General features: G+C 46.2%; 16 protein-coding genes. 12 read left to right on the plus strand and 4 right to left on the minus strand.

Annotated features, from left to right (window positions below; translation table 11 throughout):
- Nucleotides 1-134: 134 nt before the first annotated feature.
- Nucleotides 135-1,085, plus strand: coding sequence for a flagellin lysine-N-methylase (gene fliB / locus IJ369_RS05105; protein ID WP_290716768.1), 951 nt, complete (start codon nucleotides 135-137; stop codon nucleotides 1,083-1,085).
- A 46-nt stretch (nucleotides 1,086-1,131) separates the two neighbouring features.
- Here the strand turns inward: fliB and IJ369_RS05110 are convergent, their stop codons facing one another.
- The 4 genes from IJ369_RS05110 to IJ369_RS05125 all read right to left on the minus strand — a co-directional run bounded on the left by IJ369_RS05110 (nucleotide 1,132) and on the right by IJ369_RS05125 (nucleotide 4,400).
- Entirely contained in the window at nucleotides 1,132-2,058 is a 927-nt protein-coding gene (locus IJ369_RS05110) for an alpha/beta fold hydrolase (RefSeq protein WP_290716771.1), read from the minus strand.
- A 68-nt stretch (nucleotides 2,059-2,126) separates the two neighbouring features.
- The gene (locus IJ369_RS05115; protein WP_290716773.1) at nucleotides 2,127-2,597 is read right to left on the minus strand and encodes a DUF5721 family protein; all 471 of its coding nucleotides are present in this window, start codon (nucleotides 2,595-2,597) and stop codon (nucleotides 2,127-2,129) included.
- 68 nt (nucleotides 2,598-2,665) lie between these two features.
- Complete coding sequence (locus tag IJ369_RS05120; protein WP_290716776.1) at nucleotides 2,666-4,066, minus strand: FtsW/RodA/SpoVE family cell cycle protein; 1,401 nt, start codon at nucleotides 4,064-4,066, stop codon at nucleotides 2,666-2,668.
- On the minus strand, nucleotides 4,053-4,400 hold the full coding sequence (locus tag IJ369_RS05125) for a PadR family transcriptional regulator (protein ID WP_290716778.1): 348 nt from the start codon (nucleotides 4,398-4,400) through the stop codon (nucleotides 4,053-4,055). Before IJ369_RS05125 ends, IJ369_RS05120 begins: the two co-directional genes overlap by 14 nt.
- Nucleotides 4,401-4,634: 234 nt before the next feature.
- On the opposite strand from IJ369_RS05125, the gene IJ369_RS05130 reads away from it, so the two are divergent.
- The 11 genes from IJ369_RS05130 (at nucleotide 4,635) to scpB (ending at nucleotide 14,442) form a co-directional block, all read left to right on the plus strand.
- Nucleotides 4,635-6,314, plus strand: a complete 1,680-nt coding sequence (locus IJ369_RS05130) for a glutamine--tRNA ligase/YqeY domain fusion protein (RefSeq protein ID WP_330612938.1) — start codon at nucleotides 4,635-4,637, stop codon at nucleotides 6,312-6,314.
- A 177-nt stretch (nucleotides 6,315-6,491) separates the two neighbouring features.
- Complete coding sequence (locus tag IJ369_RS05135) at nucleotides 6,492-7,544, plus strand: NAD(P)H-dependent flavin oxidoreductase (RefSeq protein WP_290716780.1); 1,053 nt, start codon at nucleotides 6,492-6,494, stop codon at nucleotides 7,542-7,544.
- A 155-nt stretch (nucleotides 7,545-7,699) separates the two neighbouring features.
- On the plus strand, nucleotides 7,700-8,485 hold the full coding sequence (gene proB, locus IJ369_RS05140) for a glutamate 5-kinase (protein WP_290716783.1): 786 nt from the start codon (nucleotides 7,700-7,702) through the stop codon (nucleotides 8,483-8,485).
- 36 nt (nucleotides 8,486-8,521) lie between these two features.
- Nucleotides 8,522-9,001 carry a hypothetical protein gene (locus IJ369_RS05145; RefSeq protein WP_290716785.1) on the plus strand — a complete coding sequence of 160 codons (480 nt, stop codon included), beginning with the start codon at nucleotides 8,522-8,524 and terminating at the stop codon, nucleotides 8,999-9,001.
- A 1-nt stretch (nucleotide 9,002) separates the two neighbouring features.
- Nucleotides 9,003-9,614 carry a DUF2085 domain-containing protein gene (locus IJ369_RS05150; RefSeq protein ID WP_290716787.1) on the plus strand — a complete coding sequence of 204 codons (612 nt, stop codon included), beginning with the start codon at nucleotides 9,003-9,005 and terminating at the stop codon, nucleotides 9,612-9,614.
- Entirely contained in the window at nucleotides 9,611-10,183 is a 573-nt protein-coding gene (locus IJ369_RS05155; protein ID WP_290716789.1) for a 5-formyltetrahydrofolate cyclo-ligase, read from the plus strand. Before IJ369_RS05150 ends, IJ369_RS05155 begins: the two co-directional genes overlap by 4 nt.
- Nucleotides 10,176-11,423, plus strand: coding sequence for a glutamate-5-semialdehyde dehydrogenase (locus tag IJ369_RS05160; RefSeq protein ID WP_290716792.1), 1,248 nt, complete (start codon nucleotides 10,176-10,178; stop codon nucleotides 11,421-11,423). Before IJ369_RS05155 ends, IJ369_RS05160 begins: the two co-directional genes overlap by 8 nt.
- 15 nt (nucleotides 11,424-11,438) lie before the next feature.
- Entirely contained in the window at nucleotides 11,439-12,377 is a 939-nt protein-coding gene (locus tag IJ369_RS05165; protein WP_290716794.1) for a DUF2971 domain-containing protein, read from the plus strand.
- Nucleotides 12,378-12,502: 125 nt separating this feature from the next.
- Nucleotides 12,503-13,117, plus strand: a complete 615-nt coding sequence (locus tag IJ369_RS05170; protein ID WP_290716797.1) for a site-2 protease family protein — start codon at nucleotides 12,503-12,505, stop codon at nucleotides 13,115-13,117.
- Nucleotides 13,118-13,132: 15 nt separating this feature from the next.
- Nucleotides 13,133-13,900, plus strand: coding sequence for a segregation and condensation protein A (locus IJ369_RS05175; RefSeq protein ID WP_290716799.1), 768 nt, complete (start codon nucleotides 13,133-13,135; stop codon nucleotides 13,898-13,900).
- Nucleotides 13,897-14,442 (plus strand): SMC-Scp complex subunit ScpB, encoded by a 546-nt coding sequence (gene scpB, locus IJ369_RS05180; protein ID WP_290716802.1) that lies wholly within the window; start codon nucleotides 13,897-13,899, stop codon nucleotides 14,440-14,442. The genes IJ369_RS05175 and scpB overlap by 4 nt, the downstream gene beginning before the upstream one ends.
- The last annotated feature ends 29 nt before the right edge of the window (nucleotides 14,443-14,471 follow it).

Genomic DNA, 14,471 nt, shown 5'->3' on the forward strand with positions numbered 1-14,471 from the left:
AGCACTATTATACGAAAATGGGAAAGCAGAATCAAGGAGGCAGAAGAAGCCGACAAAAGCCAACATTTTCATTGGCTGATGATTTTTGCGTACTTCTATGGTAAAATTGTGATATTCCGAGGGGAGGTATACCTATGAAGCTGATCGCACCTGATTATTATACGAAGTTTCAATGTATCGCTGGACAGTGCAGACACAACTGCTGCATCGGTTGGGAGATCGATGTCGACCCTGATACACTGGAATATTACCATAGTGTCACAGGACCACTGGCCGAACGTCTGCAAAAAGGCATCGACGAAAGGGGGAAAACGCCCCATTTTATTCTGGGAGAACAGGAACGTTGTCCATTTTTGAACCAGAATAATTTGTGTGATCTGATCCTGGGATTGGGCGAAGGCAGCCTTTGTCAGATCTGCCGAGACCATCCCCGCTATCGCAACTTCTTTTCCGATCGTACTGAAATCGGCCTTGGCCTCTGTTGTGAAGCGGCAGGGCAGCTGATTTTGAAACGACAGGAAAAAACGACGCTGATTGTTCTGGAGGATGATGGAAAAGAGGAAGAATTGGACGTTCCTGATGAATCTCTGCTTGTTTGGCGAGAGAAGCTGATCGAACTTGCCCAAGACAGAAGCCGGACCATCGAAGCACGTGTCGCTGACATCTTGAAAGCGGCAGAAATGACGATTCCTGAGAGAACTTCATCTGAATGGGCTGACATTTATCTGGAACTGGAACGGCTTGAGGATAGCTGGACAGAACGCCTGCAGGAATTTAAGCATACAGACATTTCCCACACATTTCCGTTGGATACGCCTGAATGGGAGATGGCCTTCGAGCAGCTTTTGGTCTATTTCCTTTATCGTCAGCTGTCTTTTGCCCTGGATGATGGCGAATACGAGGGACGTGTCGCTTTTGCGGTGCTGAGTTATTTCATGATCAGAGACCTTTGCCGTACCCGCGCTGTCTTGCATGGCAGTGTCGATCTGGACGATCTGGTAGAGATCGCCCGTCAGTATTCGGCTGAGATCGAGTATTCCGATGAGAATGTAGAGGCTCTGCTGGATGCCCTGTTTGAAGAATAAAAGAATAGAAAAAGCCACCCAAAAGGTGGCTTTTACTATGATTTGATTATCCAAGGATGCCATCGAGGAATGCGACCATACCTGCAACCATTTCATCTTTCAGGTCGCTGTAGTTATGGATTTCATGGCGATAGCCTTCGTAAATTTTCGTTGTTACGGTATGGCCTGTTTCTTCCAGCCATTTGGAAACCAGCTCTACGCCTTCGCCGAAGGAACCGCAGGGGTCTTCCGCGCCGGCTACGTTATACAGCGGAATATTGGGAACCTGTTTTGCCCAATCCAGTGTGTTTACTTCCTTGATCATTTCTACGAACTGCAGCAATGCTTCGTTGGAAGTGGGTTTTGTGAACGCATCAAAGGGGTCATTTGCATGATCCAACTGTACATAAGGATCGTGGCAGATCCATTCGTTGCCGATTTTCACTTCTTCGATACGGGAAAACAGACCGCCCAGCAGACTGCCAAGCAGATCAGGGTCAGCTTCTGCGCCTTTGCCTGCATCAACCAGAGGCTTCAGCAGTTCAATACCTTTATCGCAGGGAACGGCATCAGGGCCGACGGTACCGCAGATGATAGCACCAGCCAGTTCACTGCCGTATTTTGCCAGGAACTGACGAGCGATGATGGAGCCCATGCTGTGACCGTACATGAAATAGGGCACATCGGGATATTTTTCCTGAACAAGCTGTTTTAACGTATGTTCATCTTCCATCATGGTCTGACAGCCTTTTGTGCCCCAGTCACCCCATGTGTTGTTCTCCAGTGCTGTTTTGCCATGGCCAACATGGTCATCCGCAGCCACCACATAGCCTGCTTCCATGAATTTAACGATCATGTGGAAATATCTTCTGGAATGTTCCCCGAAGCCGTGTACCAACTGTACAACGCCCTTTACCTTTGCGGCAGGCACATAAATCCAGCCATATACATCGTCGCGTTCATTGTAGGATAAAAATTTCACTTCATGTAACATACGTTTCCCTCCTGTTCTTTTTCTTCCTTGTTTATTGTATATTCCAATTTGTATTTACGAAAATAGTATCAATTTTCCTGCATCTGAATACCGATACCATTCTTTTTAAAAAATTTCAGCACATATTCTTCCCAGAGCTTTTCGGCACTTTTGTCCAGAGAAAAAGTTTCCTGGGAAATAGCTGTGGTACAGAGGATAGTATTCTCTTTGAAGAGGATATTCAGAAAGGCGGCTTTCGTATTAGGCAGGTTGGTGGTCTTCTCTTCGGAAAGGGAAAAGACTAGCTTAATGTGTTTTGGCAGTTTGCTGCCCTTGATAGCTTGGAAAACAAAGGGGCGCATCTCTTCCCAGCGGACATAGCGGGAAAGACCCTGTTCCACCTCTTCGGCGGTATAAAAATCCATATTGCGCTTGCCTTCGATGACAAAAGAGGCAAAAGTGGTCAATTCCCCCTGGCGAAAAAGGAAGGGATCGAAGGTATCGCCCTTCAAAAGAAGATTCATAAAAGATTTTGTGTCATTGACGGTGAAAGCAAGCATAAAAGAAATCCTCCTAAGATTGATAAAATTATTTTACAATCTTTCGGAGGATTTTTCAATTACTTCATTTATTTAAAGGAAATGATGAGCTTGCCGTCATCCCATTGGATGAATTTGGATTCATTCAAAACAGGCTTTGCGCTGTCCTGATAGACTTCCCCTGTGCGGAAGGTAGAAAGCAGGATGCCTGCCAGAGCCATATGAATGACCAGAGCCGTGCCGCCGTAGGAAAGGAAGGGTAGGGCAATGGGGGCGATCAGAGGATAGCCCAGATTTGCTGCGATATAAAGCAAAATTTCTGCTGCGAAAGTGCAGAGAATAGAAAGAGAAACCATCTGACCCAAAACACTTTTCTGTTTCAGGCATTTACGGAATCCGACCCCTAAAAATACTGCCAGCAATGCCACTAAAAAGATAGAAATAGCCCAGCCGTATGTATAGGTCAGATATGTCAGCAGAGAATCTGTGCGGAATCCGAAGTGGTCTAAATATTTTGTTATATCTCCGTCTAAAAAAGTATTTCCGTGTCCGAAAAATACAGAGTTTTCCAGCATACCGCGAAGGATAGATGGCTGATATCCAGAGCCTGCAGGGTCTGTTTCTGGATGCAGGATACCTCCAAGATGTGACAGGCGATAGCGGAATGGAATGGTAGTCAGCAAAATAGCGATACAAAGAATAGCTGCCAGAATAAAGAAAAGCAGAACAGGCTTTGTTTTTTCGCCAAACCAATTTTTCCATGCAGCAACTACCATCAAAATACCAGCGGCGCAGACGAAAACAACAAGACCACCTGCGCTATGGCAGGTCAGCAGCAGGCAGCAAAAAAGGGCTGCGATGACACCGCTGCGGAAGTATCCATTTTTCCCCTTTTCACGTAAACGATAGAACATCCCACAGAAAGCGAGGGGAAACAACAGAGATAGGGAGGCGGAGCTGACGCTGAATGGCCCAAGGATGAACCATCTTTGCCCATACACGCTTGTGCCGAAAATCTGCGTCCAAAAGTCCATGCCCAGAAGTAACACAAAAAGTAGATAAGGATGTTTTCTGATAAGGGAAAAGTCCAGAAAATAAGCCCCGATAAAAACCAGCAAGGCAACGCCAAACATGGCAAATTGATAGGGGATAGAGCCGCTTTTTACTTCCAGAACGGTGTTCACAGTAGTCAGTTTATATTGAATGACGAAACCAAGGAAAAACAGTATCATCAGCAGAAGGAGCATCCCTTTCTGTGGTGCGGGCTTATGGGTGTTATCCAGCGCTGCCCCTACAGCCACAGGGTCGCCCATCTGCAGAAGAGCCTTTTCTTCTGCTATACTTTCGCTGTCGCCCATATCCATATAGGCGGCTTTCTGGTCGATCAGGTGGTTTTCAATTTCCTTAGCCACCATGCCGTGGGCCTTTTTCCAGCGGATCTGTTCGCATACTTTTTCTGTATAATATTTGAATTGTTCAGAAGAGTTCACAGGCGAGCCTCCCTTCCAGAACTTTAGAAACGGCGGAGGAATATTCCTTCCATTCGTCAGTCTTTTCTTTCAGATGTTTTTTACCTTTATTTGTCAGGCGGTAATATTTGCGGATGCGGGCAGAGTCGGCATTTTCTTCGTAGGATTCCAGCAGACCCTTTTTCTCCAGACCATGCAGGAGAGGGTAGAGGGTACCTGCCTTTAATTGGAAGGTATTGTCGGAACGGCGTGCCAATTCTTCAATGATCTGATAACCGTACATGTCTTGTCCGTCCAGTAATTTCAGAATAAGTGTTGCGGTGCTTCCCGCCAGTAATGTCTTATCAATTGTCATGGTATCACCTCTTATATATAGATGTTCGATCTATTTATAGTTTGATTATATATAGAATATCTATATATGTCCAATTAGAAATTTTTATCATAAAGCATATATCGATAATCTATATATTTGCGATGAAAAAAAGTTTTACAGTTTCTTGCCATCAATTTCATATTAGGGTATAATTATATATCATTAATTTTTAGTAAAAAATTTCAAATGAATGAAAATACAGGAGGGCGACCAATGGCTGAAGAAAAAATCATGGAAAACAACAGCGGTCTGGGTGCAACTGGTAACTTTATCCACAATTACATCCAGGAAGACCTGAAGGGCGAACTGAATAAAATCAACACAAGATTCCCGCCCGAACCCAATGGCTACCTGCACATCGGTCATGCAAAATCCATCTGCCTGAACTTTGGTCTGGCAAAACTTTATGGCGGTAAATGTAACCTGCGTTTTGACGATACAAACCCCACAAAAGAAGATGTGGAATATGTAGAATCCATTCAGGAAGACGTTAAATGGCTGGGCTTCGACTGGGAAGACAGACTGTACTACGCTTCCAGCTATTTTGATAAATACTATGAAGTGGCAGTCAAACTCATCAAGGAAGGAAAGGCTTTCGTTGATGAACTGACAGCAGAAGAAATGAGAGAATACCGCGGTACTTTGAGCACACCCGGTAAAGAAAGCCCTTACCGCAACAGAAGCGTGGAAGAAAACCTGGATCTGTTCGAAAGAATGAAAGCAGGCGAATTCCCTGACGGCTCCAAGACACTGCGTGCGAAGATCGATATGGCTTCTCCTAATATCAACATGAGAGACCCCGTTATCTACCGTATCTCCCATTCCACACACCATACAACAGGTGATAAATGGTGTATCTACCCTATGTATGACTTTGCACATCCCCTGGAAGATGCCATCGAAGGTATCACACACTCCATTTGTACCATGGAATTCGAAGACCACCGTCCTCTGTATGACTGGGTGGTTAGAGAGGCTGGCTATACAGTAAATCCTCCCAGACAGATCGAATTTGCACGTCTGGGCATGACAAATACAGTTATGAGTAAGAGAAAACTGCGTGCGCTGGTAGAAAATGGTCTGGTTGACGGCTGGGATGACCCTCGTATGCCGACCATCAGTGGTCTGCGCCGTCGCGGCTATACACCCGAATCCATTCGTGATTTCTGCGAAAGAATCGGTGTTTCCAAAGCAAACAGCATGGTTGACAGCGGCCTCTTGGACTATTGCATCCGTGACGACCTGAAGGCGAAAGCAAAAGTCGTTATGGCTGTTCTGGATCCTCTGAAAATTGTTATCACAAACTATCCTGAAGGTCAGGCAGAAATGATCGAAGTGGAAAACAACCCTGAAAATCCTGAACTGGGTACAAGAGAAATTCCTTTCACAAGAGAAGTGTATATCGAAAGGGAAGACTTCATGGAAGAACCTGTAAAGAAATTCTTCCGTCTAGCTCCCGGCAAGGAAGTGCGTCTGAAAGGTGCTTACTTCGTAACATGCACAGACTTCGTGAAAGATGAAAACGGCGTTGTGACAGAGGTTCACTGCACATACGATCCCGAAACAAGAGGCGGCAACGCTCCTGACGGCAGAAAAGTAAAAGGTACTCTGCACTGGGTAAGCGTAAAAGAAAATGTACAGGCAACAGCAAGACTGTATGATTACATGATGCTGGACAACCCTGAAGATCCCAATGGCGAAATGCTGATGAACCCCAATTCTCTGGAAGTGAAAGAATGTTTCATCGAACCTTCTATCAAAAATGCAAAGAAGGGCGACAGATTCCAGTTTATGAGAAACGGCTACTATATCGTAGATACAAAAGACACAACAGACGAACATCTGGTATTCAACCGTATCGTTCCTCTGAAGAGCTCCTTCAAACTGAAATAAGAATCACAAAAGGGCGAACCGAAAGGTTCGCCTTTTTTAATTTTGTTGACAAATACAAACATGCACAAGATTCGTTGACAGAAAGCATGTGCTTTTAGTATAATTTTCTAAGTGGTTTTGGAAACTATATAAAATGGTAAAAGTTGCCGTTGGTTTGACATGCAGGAGGTTTTTGGAATGAAATTAGAAGCACTTTCTTTTGGTGGTATGACAGCAAGACGCCCCATTGTGCAGGGCGGTATGGGCGTTGGCGTTTCCCTTTCTTCTCTGGCAGGGAATGTGGCAAAGCATGGTGGTGTTGGTACTATCTCCGGTGTACATCCCGGCTACAGAGAACCTGATTTCAAGGAAAACCCCTTCAAAGCAAACATGAGAGCCATTGGCAAGGAACTGGAAAAGGCAAAGGAAATTGCCCCTGATGGTATCATTGGCTTCAACTATATGACGGTCATCAATCATTACGAAGAATATGTAAAAGAAGCTATGGCGGCTGGTGCGGATTTCATCGTTTCCGGTGCAGGTCTGCCTGTGAATCTGGCGAAATATGCGGCTGGCACAAAATCTGCCATCCTGCCCATCGTTTCTTCCGCAAGGGCGCTGAAACTCATCGTGAAAAACTGGCAGCGCGTGGACAGACTGCCTGATGCGGTGGTAGTGGAAGGTCCTCTGGCGGGCGGCCATCTGGGTTTTAAATATAGCGATATGGTGGGCGGTACCTTCGACTCTCTGGAAGATTGCCTGACAGACGTATTGGGGTATGTGAGAGAGCTGGAAGAAGCCAATGGCGTGAAAATTCCTGTTATTGCCGGCGGCGGCGTGCGTACCCATGCAGATGTGGAAAGACTGGTGAAACTGGGTGCAGCCGGTGTGCAGGTAGGCACAAAATTTGTTGCTACAGAGGAATGTGATGCGGCTCTGCCCTTCAAACAGGCGTATCTGAACAGCACCCCTCAGGAGGTCAGACTCATTGAAAGCCCCGTTGGTCTGGCGGCTCGCGCCATCGATAATCCTTTCCTGCAGAGGGTAGATGAAATGGGTCGTATTCCTGTGCAGAAATGCTATCAGTGTATGAATCATTGTAAGCCTGCGGAAACAAAATACTGCATTTCTCAGGCGCTGATCGATTCTGTGCAGGGGAAGGAAGGTCTGGTGTTCTGCGGTGCAAATGCCCATGAACTGAAGGAACTTTCCACTGTAGAAAAAGTGATGAAAGAGCTTTGCGGCGAATAAAAAATAAAAAAGAACGTTATTCTGAAAAGGAATGACGTTCTTTTTGTTTGGGAATTCTTTTAATATTCTTAATGTAAAATTCCTTTTTCATAGAAGAAAAATGGTGTATACTATAAAATGAGGAGAAATTTACAAAAGAAACGGAGCTGAAACTTGTGAGAGAAGAGTTGAAAGACTGTAAAAGAATCGTAGTAAAGGTAGGCACATCTACCATTACATATCCCAATGGCAGACTGAACCTGAAGCGTATCGAGGAACTGGCATGGGTGTTGACAGACCTCAGAAACCGCGGCAAGGAAGTCGTTCTGGTCACCAGTGGTGCCATCGGCGTTGGGGCGGTGCGTATGAATATGAAGGAACGCCCTACCATTACCAAGGAAAAACAGGCGGCCGCAGCCGTTGGACAGGCGATGCTGATGCAGATCTACCATAACTTTTTTGACAGATATAATCAGACCGTTGCCCAGATCCTGCTGACAAAGGAAGAACTGAGCAGCGACAGCAGATATGAAAATACAAAGAACACTTTGGAAACACTATTGGAAATGGGCATGCTGCCTATTGTCAATGCTAACGATACGATTTCCACATATGAAATCGAAATTTCTGATAATGACCGCCTTTCTGCCATGGTAGCAGAAATTATCAAGGCAGATCTTCTGATCTTGCTGACAGATATCGATGCTCTCTATGATAAAGATCCTCGTCATAATGACGATGCGAAGCGAGTATCCCACGTGGCAGTCGTAACAGATGAAGTGAAGGCCATGGCGGGAGAAAAGAAAGGCTCAGAATTCAGTGTTGGCGGCATGAAGACGAAGCTGCAGGCAGCAGAAATTTGTTTGAATGCCGGTTTGCAGATGGCCATCGCCTTGGGGGAAGACCCGAAGGTGGTTCATCGTATCATTGATGGTGAAGATGTGGGCACCTTGTTTGGGTAAGCCTGTAAATGAAAATAAGATTAGGAGTGAAAAGAAATGAGTTATTGCCCCAATTGCGGCAGACAGATCATGGATGAAAGTCTGGGCTGCCCTGTTTGCAACGTAAAAAATAATATTGCCCCCGGCGAACCTGTGACCGACGGACAAGCGGAAGAAATCAAGGCGGAAACTGTGGATACATTTACAGTGGAAGATAATGATGGCAAGACCCATCATTTTGAAAATAACGAAGAAACAGGCGATGCGGAATATAAGAGAAAAGAAAAGGTTTCCGCCGATGCGACCATCCATCCTCTGCTGAAGGTGCTGGTCATCGTGCTGATCGTGATGGTGGGCGGTTTTGGGGCTATCGCAGGTTGTGTTGCCGGCGTTGCTCTGAGCAAAAGCCCCTCTGAGGATTACCGCAGATTCGGTAAGCTGATGATGACAGTCAGCATCGTGATGCTGGTGCTGAATTTCCTGTGCTGTGCGGTTGGTACAGGCATGGGTTTGTTCTCTAACCTGCTGTATTATTGATATGGATTTTTTGGAAAGAATGGGCTCTGCTGTCTGTCATCAGATGGCGGAGCGCAGTTTTATATGGGGCGCGGGAACGATGCCCCTTTGCGCCCGCTGCACGGGCATTTATATGGGTGTGTTTTTTGCTCTGTGCTTCTTCCTTTGGAAAAAGCGGTTGGATGGAAATAAACCCTTTACCACAAAGCAGAGCATGTTGATGCTTTTGTGCATCGTCCCCATGGCGGCGGATGGCTTCTGCAGCTACGCTGGGCTGTGGGAAAGCAATCAGTTTCTGCGTATCCTGACGGGCAGCCTCATTGGGGCGGTAGTTCCGGGATTGCTTCTTCTGGCAGGGAATTTCGACCCTGTTGGAGAAAATGAGAAGCCGATTTATGAAAGCACAAAAGAATCCATTTTCCTGCCTGCTTTCAGCGTAGCCTTTGGGCTGAGTATTTGGGCGGGATTGCCTTTTCAGGCCATCGGTGCAGTGCTTTCCATCGCAGGGGAAGTCTGCCTTTGGGCTGGCGTGCTTTGGCTAGTTTTGAAAAGTCTTTTTTGGAAAAATTTGCGGATGCTTTCCCTGGTGTTGGCTTTCGGCGTCATTTTTATTGTAGGAGGGCTGATTTCGTGAAAAAAGAATTGAGAAAAGAAGCCCTAGCAAAACGAGATGCCATGTCCTTGGAAGAAAGAGAAGAAAAAAGCAGACGAATCACGGCGCACATCCTGCAGAGCGAAGCATATGAAAATGCAAAAAGAGTTTTTACTTTTGTGAGCATGGGTTCTGAAGTGGAAACAAGAGAAATCATGGCTCAGGCATGGAAGGATGGAAAAATCGTTGCTGTGCCGAAAACAGAAAAAGGTAGAGAGATGTATTTCCTTTCAATTGAATCTCTGGAAGATTTGAAAGAAGGGCGCTTCGGCGTGATGGAGCCTTTGGGCGAAAAAGAGGATGCATTGATTCCTGAGAAGGGCGATCTGTTCCTTGTGCCGGGGGCATTGTTTGACAGAAAGAAAAACCGCATTGGCTATGGCGGCGGTTATTATGATACTTATTTTGAGAAATACAAAGGATACGGGAAAATCGGACTGGCATTTAAAATGCAAATGTGCGAAGGATTCCTTCCAATGCAGGGATTCGATATCCCATTGGACGGAATCGTAACGGAAAATGGTTGGATGGGAGGAATGAAAGATGAGTAATCTGGTTGAAATGGGCAAAAAGGCGAAGGATGCGGCAGTAGTTCTGGCGACCCTGTCTACGCCTAAGAAAAATAAAGCCTTGCTGGCTTCTGCCGATGCCCTGCTGGCGGCTCAGGCAGAAATTCTGGCGGCAAATAAAGAAGACGTGGATGCGGCTGTAGCAAGCGGCATCAAGGGTGCTTTTATCGACAGACTAACTCTGACAGAAGCCCGTGTGGCGGATATGGCTGATGGGCTGCGTCAGGTGGCAAAACTGGATGACCCTGTGGGAGAAGTGCTCTCTATGAAAACACTGGACAACGGTCTGGTGGTAGGTCAGAAAAGAGTACCTATGGGTGTCATCGGTATTATTTTTGAAGCCCGCCCCAATGTAACAGCCGATGCGTTTGGTCTGTGCCTGAAAGCAGGCAGCGCAGTCATCCTGCGCGGCGGCAAGGAAGCCTTCAAAACAAATCAGGCAACTATCAAGGCACTGCGCTCTGCCCTGGCGGCGGAAGGTCTGCCTGAGGATTGTGTGCAGATGGTGCCCGATACTTCCAGAGAAACAGCAAACGAAATGATGCGTTTGAATGGCTACTTAGACGTTCTCATTCCCAGAGGCGGCGCAGGTCTCATCAACAGCGTGGTGCAGAACAGCACTGTTCCTGTCATCCAGACTGGTGTGGGCAACTGCCATGTTTATGTGGATGAAAGCGCAGATTTTGAAAAAGCGGCGAAGATCGTCATCAATGCAAAAACACAGCGCCCCGGTGTTTGCAATGCCTGCGAAAGTCTTCTGGTACATGAAAAGATCGCAGAAGCTTTCCTGCCTGAAATTGGCAAGGCTCTGCAGGAAAAGAAAGTGGAAATCAGAGGGGACGAACAGACGCAGAAACTGGTAGACGGTTCCGTTGCGGCTACAGAAGAAGACTGGGGCACAGAATATGCCGATTACATCATTTCCACCAGAGTGGTAAAAGATATTGATGAAGCCATCGATCATATCAGAAAATATTCCACAGGCCATTCCGAAGCCATCGTAACAGAAAACTATACCAATGCCCAGCGTTTCCTGAATGAAGTGGATGCGGCGGCGGTGTATGTCAATGCGTCTACCCGTTTCACAGACGGCGGTCAGTTCGGCTTTGGTGCGGAAATCGGCATCAGTACGCAGAAACTGCATGCCCGTGGTCCTATGGGGCTGAAAGAATTGACAACAACAAAGTACATCATTTACGGTGACGGTCAGATCAGAGAATAACGAGGAGGGAACCCTATGCAGGATACCCGTTATATGGATGCATGGATCCACGTGCCTCTTTGCAAAAAAGGCGATAAACTCTATCATTATACTACGGCGGAAGGCATCCGTGGCATTGTGGAAAATCGGGAATTTATGGCGACAAAAAGCGATTTTCTCAATGATAAGCTGGAGTTCCAGTATGCCTTGGAGGTCATGGAGCGGTTGACAGAAAAATATATCGTGAACGAAAGCCTGCGGGAACGTTTCTTTTCAAAATTAAAGGCAGAAATAGATTCCCTTGGTATTATTACCCCCTCTTGCTCTGTTGATGGAAATTGTGACACGGATGAAATGAGTTTTTATGTGGTCGCCTTTTCCAAACAGCAGAACAATGCCCTGCTATGGGCAGAATTTACGGATTTTAAGGGCTACTGTCTGGAATTCGATTATGAAACGCTGGTGAAGGGCTTCCAGAATCGGGTGTTCCTTCACGGTACGGTCATTTATGACGAGGAAGAACAGACGAATGGTCTGCTGGAAAGCTTGCTTTCCTGTATTCGAAATCTGGTTGATGAAGGGGCAAAAGACCTGGAAGGCTTTTTTGAGGAAGAAGCAGATCCATCCGAGGCATCTTTGGATAAATTGGCAGATGAAATGGCTGTGGTTTGTTCTGTCTATGCCATGTTTTTTAAGAAAAGCTTTTTCGAAGGGGAAGAAGAATACCGCTTTGTTTTCCCGCCTCTGATCAACAAATTGGAGACAAATAAACCGAAATTCCGTCTGCTGGATCAGATGTTTCTGCCCTATATCATGGTGGAATTCGAAGGGGGAAAAGAGAATGTGCCTTTGGAAAGTGTTATGGTCGGCGCGAAGAACAATAGTGACATCACAGTGCGCGGCATGAAGTATTTCCTGAGAACACAGGGCATCGATATCCCTGTGCTCCTTTCGGATATTCCATTGCGCTATTAAAAATGAGAGCCTGTGTCGATAATTCGATACAGGCTTTTTTATCGGGATTTGACTAATCCAAGTCCTTCGGGTACAATAATATATTATGGTATTTTTGCAATTCACCTTGGAAAGGATTTGAGCATATGGAACAGATGGATACATTACTGGTCATGCTGTTGGGCATTCCCGGTATTATCGTGGCAACAACGGTACATGAATTTACGAGAGCACTGCTTTCCACGATTTTTGGGGATAACTATCCCAAAAGCAAGGGGAGAGTAACACTGAATCCCGTGAAGCATTTCGAGCCTATTGGTTTTCTGATGATGTTTTACAGCGGCGGTTTTGGCTGGGGCAAGCCTGTGGAAACAAGTGCATTGTATTATAAAAACAGAAAAAGAGATACTCTTCTGGTGGCGATTTTGCCTTCGGTAGTAAATCTGATCCTGGGTATTCTTTTCCTGTCTGTCTATATGAGGACAGGAGGCAGTCACCATCTTTCGGTATTGTTCAATTACATGGCATATTACAACGTGGGTCTGGCGGTGTATAATCTCCTGCCTGTAGCGCCCATGGACTGCGTGAAGGTGCTGGCGGTGCTGATGCCTGCCAATCAGTATTTCAGATACATGCAGAATGAAAAGTTGATTCAGATGATCTTCCTGTTCCTGCTGTTCTTCGGTTTGATCACAGGCTTTATGGATGGCATCATTTATGGTGTTTTGCATCTGTTTGGCATGCTTTTTGGTATGGCATAAGAAAGGGTAAGACGCATGGAAGGAATTAATATCAGACTGGATGCCTTTGAAGGCCCTTTGGATCTGCTGTATCACCTGATCGAAAAAAATGAAATTGATATATACGATATCCCTATTGCTTCCCTGACGGAACAGTATATGGCCTATCTGGATGCGGCGGAGGACAGGGATATGGACGGCATGAGTGAATTTCTGCTGATGGCGGCGACACTTTTGGAGATCAAGAGCAAAATGCTTCTGCCCAAGCCGAAAACAGAAGAAGAGGAAGGCCCTGACCCTCGAGAGGAACTGGTACAGAGACTGTTGGAATATAAGAAGATCAAAGATGCCACGGAGACCCTCAAGGAAAGGGAAGAAGAAGCTGCCCTGGTTTTCTATAAGGAAGCCGATGCTTCTGTGCAGAAATTGAAAGAACAGTCTCCCCAGGAATTGGAGGATCTTCTGCAGGGCATCACCATGGATGACCTGTATCTGGCATTTCAGCAGGTGATGGCGAGAAAGGAAACAAAAGTGGATAAAGTCCGCAGTTCCTTCCGTTCTGTGCCAAAAGACCTGTTTACTGTGGGGGAAAAGATGGAATATATCCGCGATCTGTTGATTTTACGCCCCCATGGCGCAACGGCCTTCCATACGATTTTCCGTGAAAACGCTGGCAAAATGGAAAAAGTCGTGACATTCCTTGCCTTGCTGGAACTCATCAAGCAAAAGGAAGTGCAGATCACTCAGGAGAAAAACTTCGGGGAAATCCTGATTATGAAATATAGGGAAGGGGAAACCGAATGAGATTATCAGAACTGGAAGCAGTAGTGGAATCCCTGCTTTTTATCGCAGGAGATGCAGTACCCTTGGCATCCATTGCCCAGACCATCGAGCTGGATAAAGCAACAGCCAAGGCAGTTGTCCTTGCCCTGGCAGATAAATATGAAAAGGAAAAACGGGGCCTGCGTATTGTGGAGATCGAAGGTTCCTATCAGATGTGTACGGCGGCGGAATGTTTTGAATATATCCGAAATATGTATAAAAGCCCCCAGAGACAGGGGCTGACCCAGTCTTTGCTGGAAACACTGGCGATCGTGGCCTATAAACAGCCCATCACCCGCGCCCAGATCGAAGAAATTCGCGGTGTCAGCTCCGACCATGCTGTGGCGAAGCTGGTGGAAAAGCGTCTCATCTGCGAAGTGGGCAGAGGGGATACCCCCGGCAGACCCATTCTGTTTGGGACAAGTAATGAATTTCTGCGTTATTTCGGCTTCAAGAGTATTGGCGAACTGCCCCCTCTGGAAGAAGAAACAGACGAAGAAAACGGCGACATACTGACTACATAAATTGAATAAAAATAGCAGGAGGAGGAATG

Origin of the sequence: Anaerotignum sp., from assembly GCF_017483025.1 — a bacterium.
Lineage (GTDB): Bacteria > Bacillota > Clostridia > Lachnospirales > Anaerotignaceae > Anaerotignum_A.

Bases quoted from the DNA above. Each gene is read 5' to 3' on its own strand.
- fliB (WP_290716768.1), top strand. From the start codon at position 135: ATGAAGCTGATCGCACCTGATTATTATACGAAGTTTCAATGTATCGCT.
- IJ369_RS05110 (WP_290716771.1), bottom strand. From the start codon at position 2,058: ATGTTACATGAAGTGAAATTTTTATCCTACAATGAACGCGACGATGTA.
- IJ369_RS05115 (WP_290716773.1), bottom strand. From the start codon at position 2,597: ATGCTTGCTTTCACCGTCAATGACACAAAATCTTTTATGAATCTTCTT.
- IJ369_RS05125 (WP_290716778.1), bottom strand. From the start codon at position 4,400: ATGACAATTGATAAGACATTACTGGCGGGAAGCACCGCAACACTTATT.
- IJ369_RS05130 (WP_330612938.1), top strand. From the start codon at position 4,635: ATGGCTGAAGAAAAAATCATGGAAAACAACAGCGGTCTGGGTGCAACT.
- IJ369_RS05135 (WP_290716780.1), top strand. From the start codon at position 6,492: ATGAAATTAGAAGCACTTTCTTTTGGTGGTATGACAGCAAGACGCCCC.
- IJ369_RS05145 (WP_290716785.1), top strand. From the start codon at position 8,522: ATGAGTTATTGCCCCAATTGCGGCAGACAGATCATGGATGAAAGTCTG.
- IJ369_RS05150 (WP_290716787.1), top strand. From the start codon at position 9,003: ATGGATTTTTTGGAAAGAATGGGCTCTGCTGTCTGTCATCAGATGGCG.
- IJ369_RS05160 (WP_290716792.1), top strand. From the start codon at position 10,176: ATGAGTAATCTGGTTGAAATGGGCAAAAAGGCGAAGGATGCGGCAGTA.
- IJ369_RS05165 (WP_290716794.1), top strand. From the start codon at position 11,439: ATGCAGGATACCCGTTATATGGATGCATGGATCCACGTGCCTCTTTGC.
- IJ369_RS05170 (WP_290716797.1), top strand. From the start codon at position 12,503: ATGGAACAGATGGATACATTACTGGTCATGCTGTTGGGCATTCCCGGT.
- IJ369_RS05175 (WP_290716799.1), top strand. From the start codon at position 13,133: ATGGAAGGAATTAATATCAGACTGGATGCCTTTGAAGGCCCTTTGGAT.
- scpB (WP_290716802.1), top strand. From the start codon at position 13,897: ATGAGATTATCAGAACTGGAAGCAGTAGTGGAATCCCTGCTTTTTATC.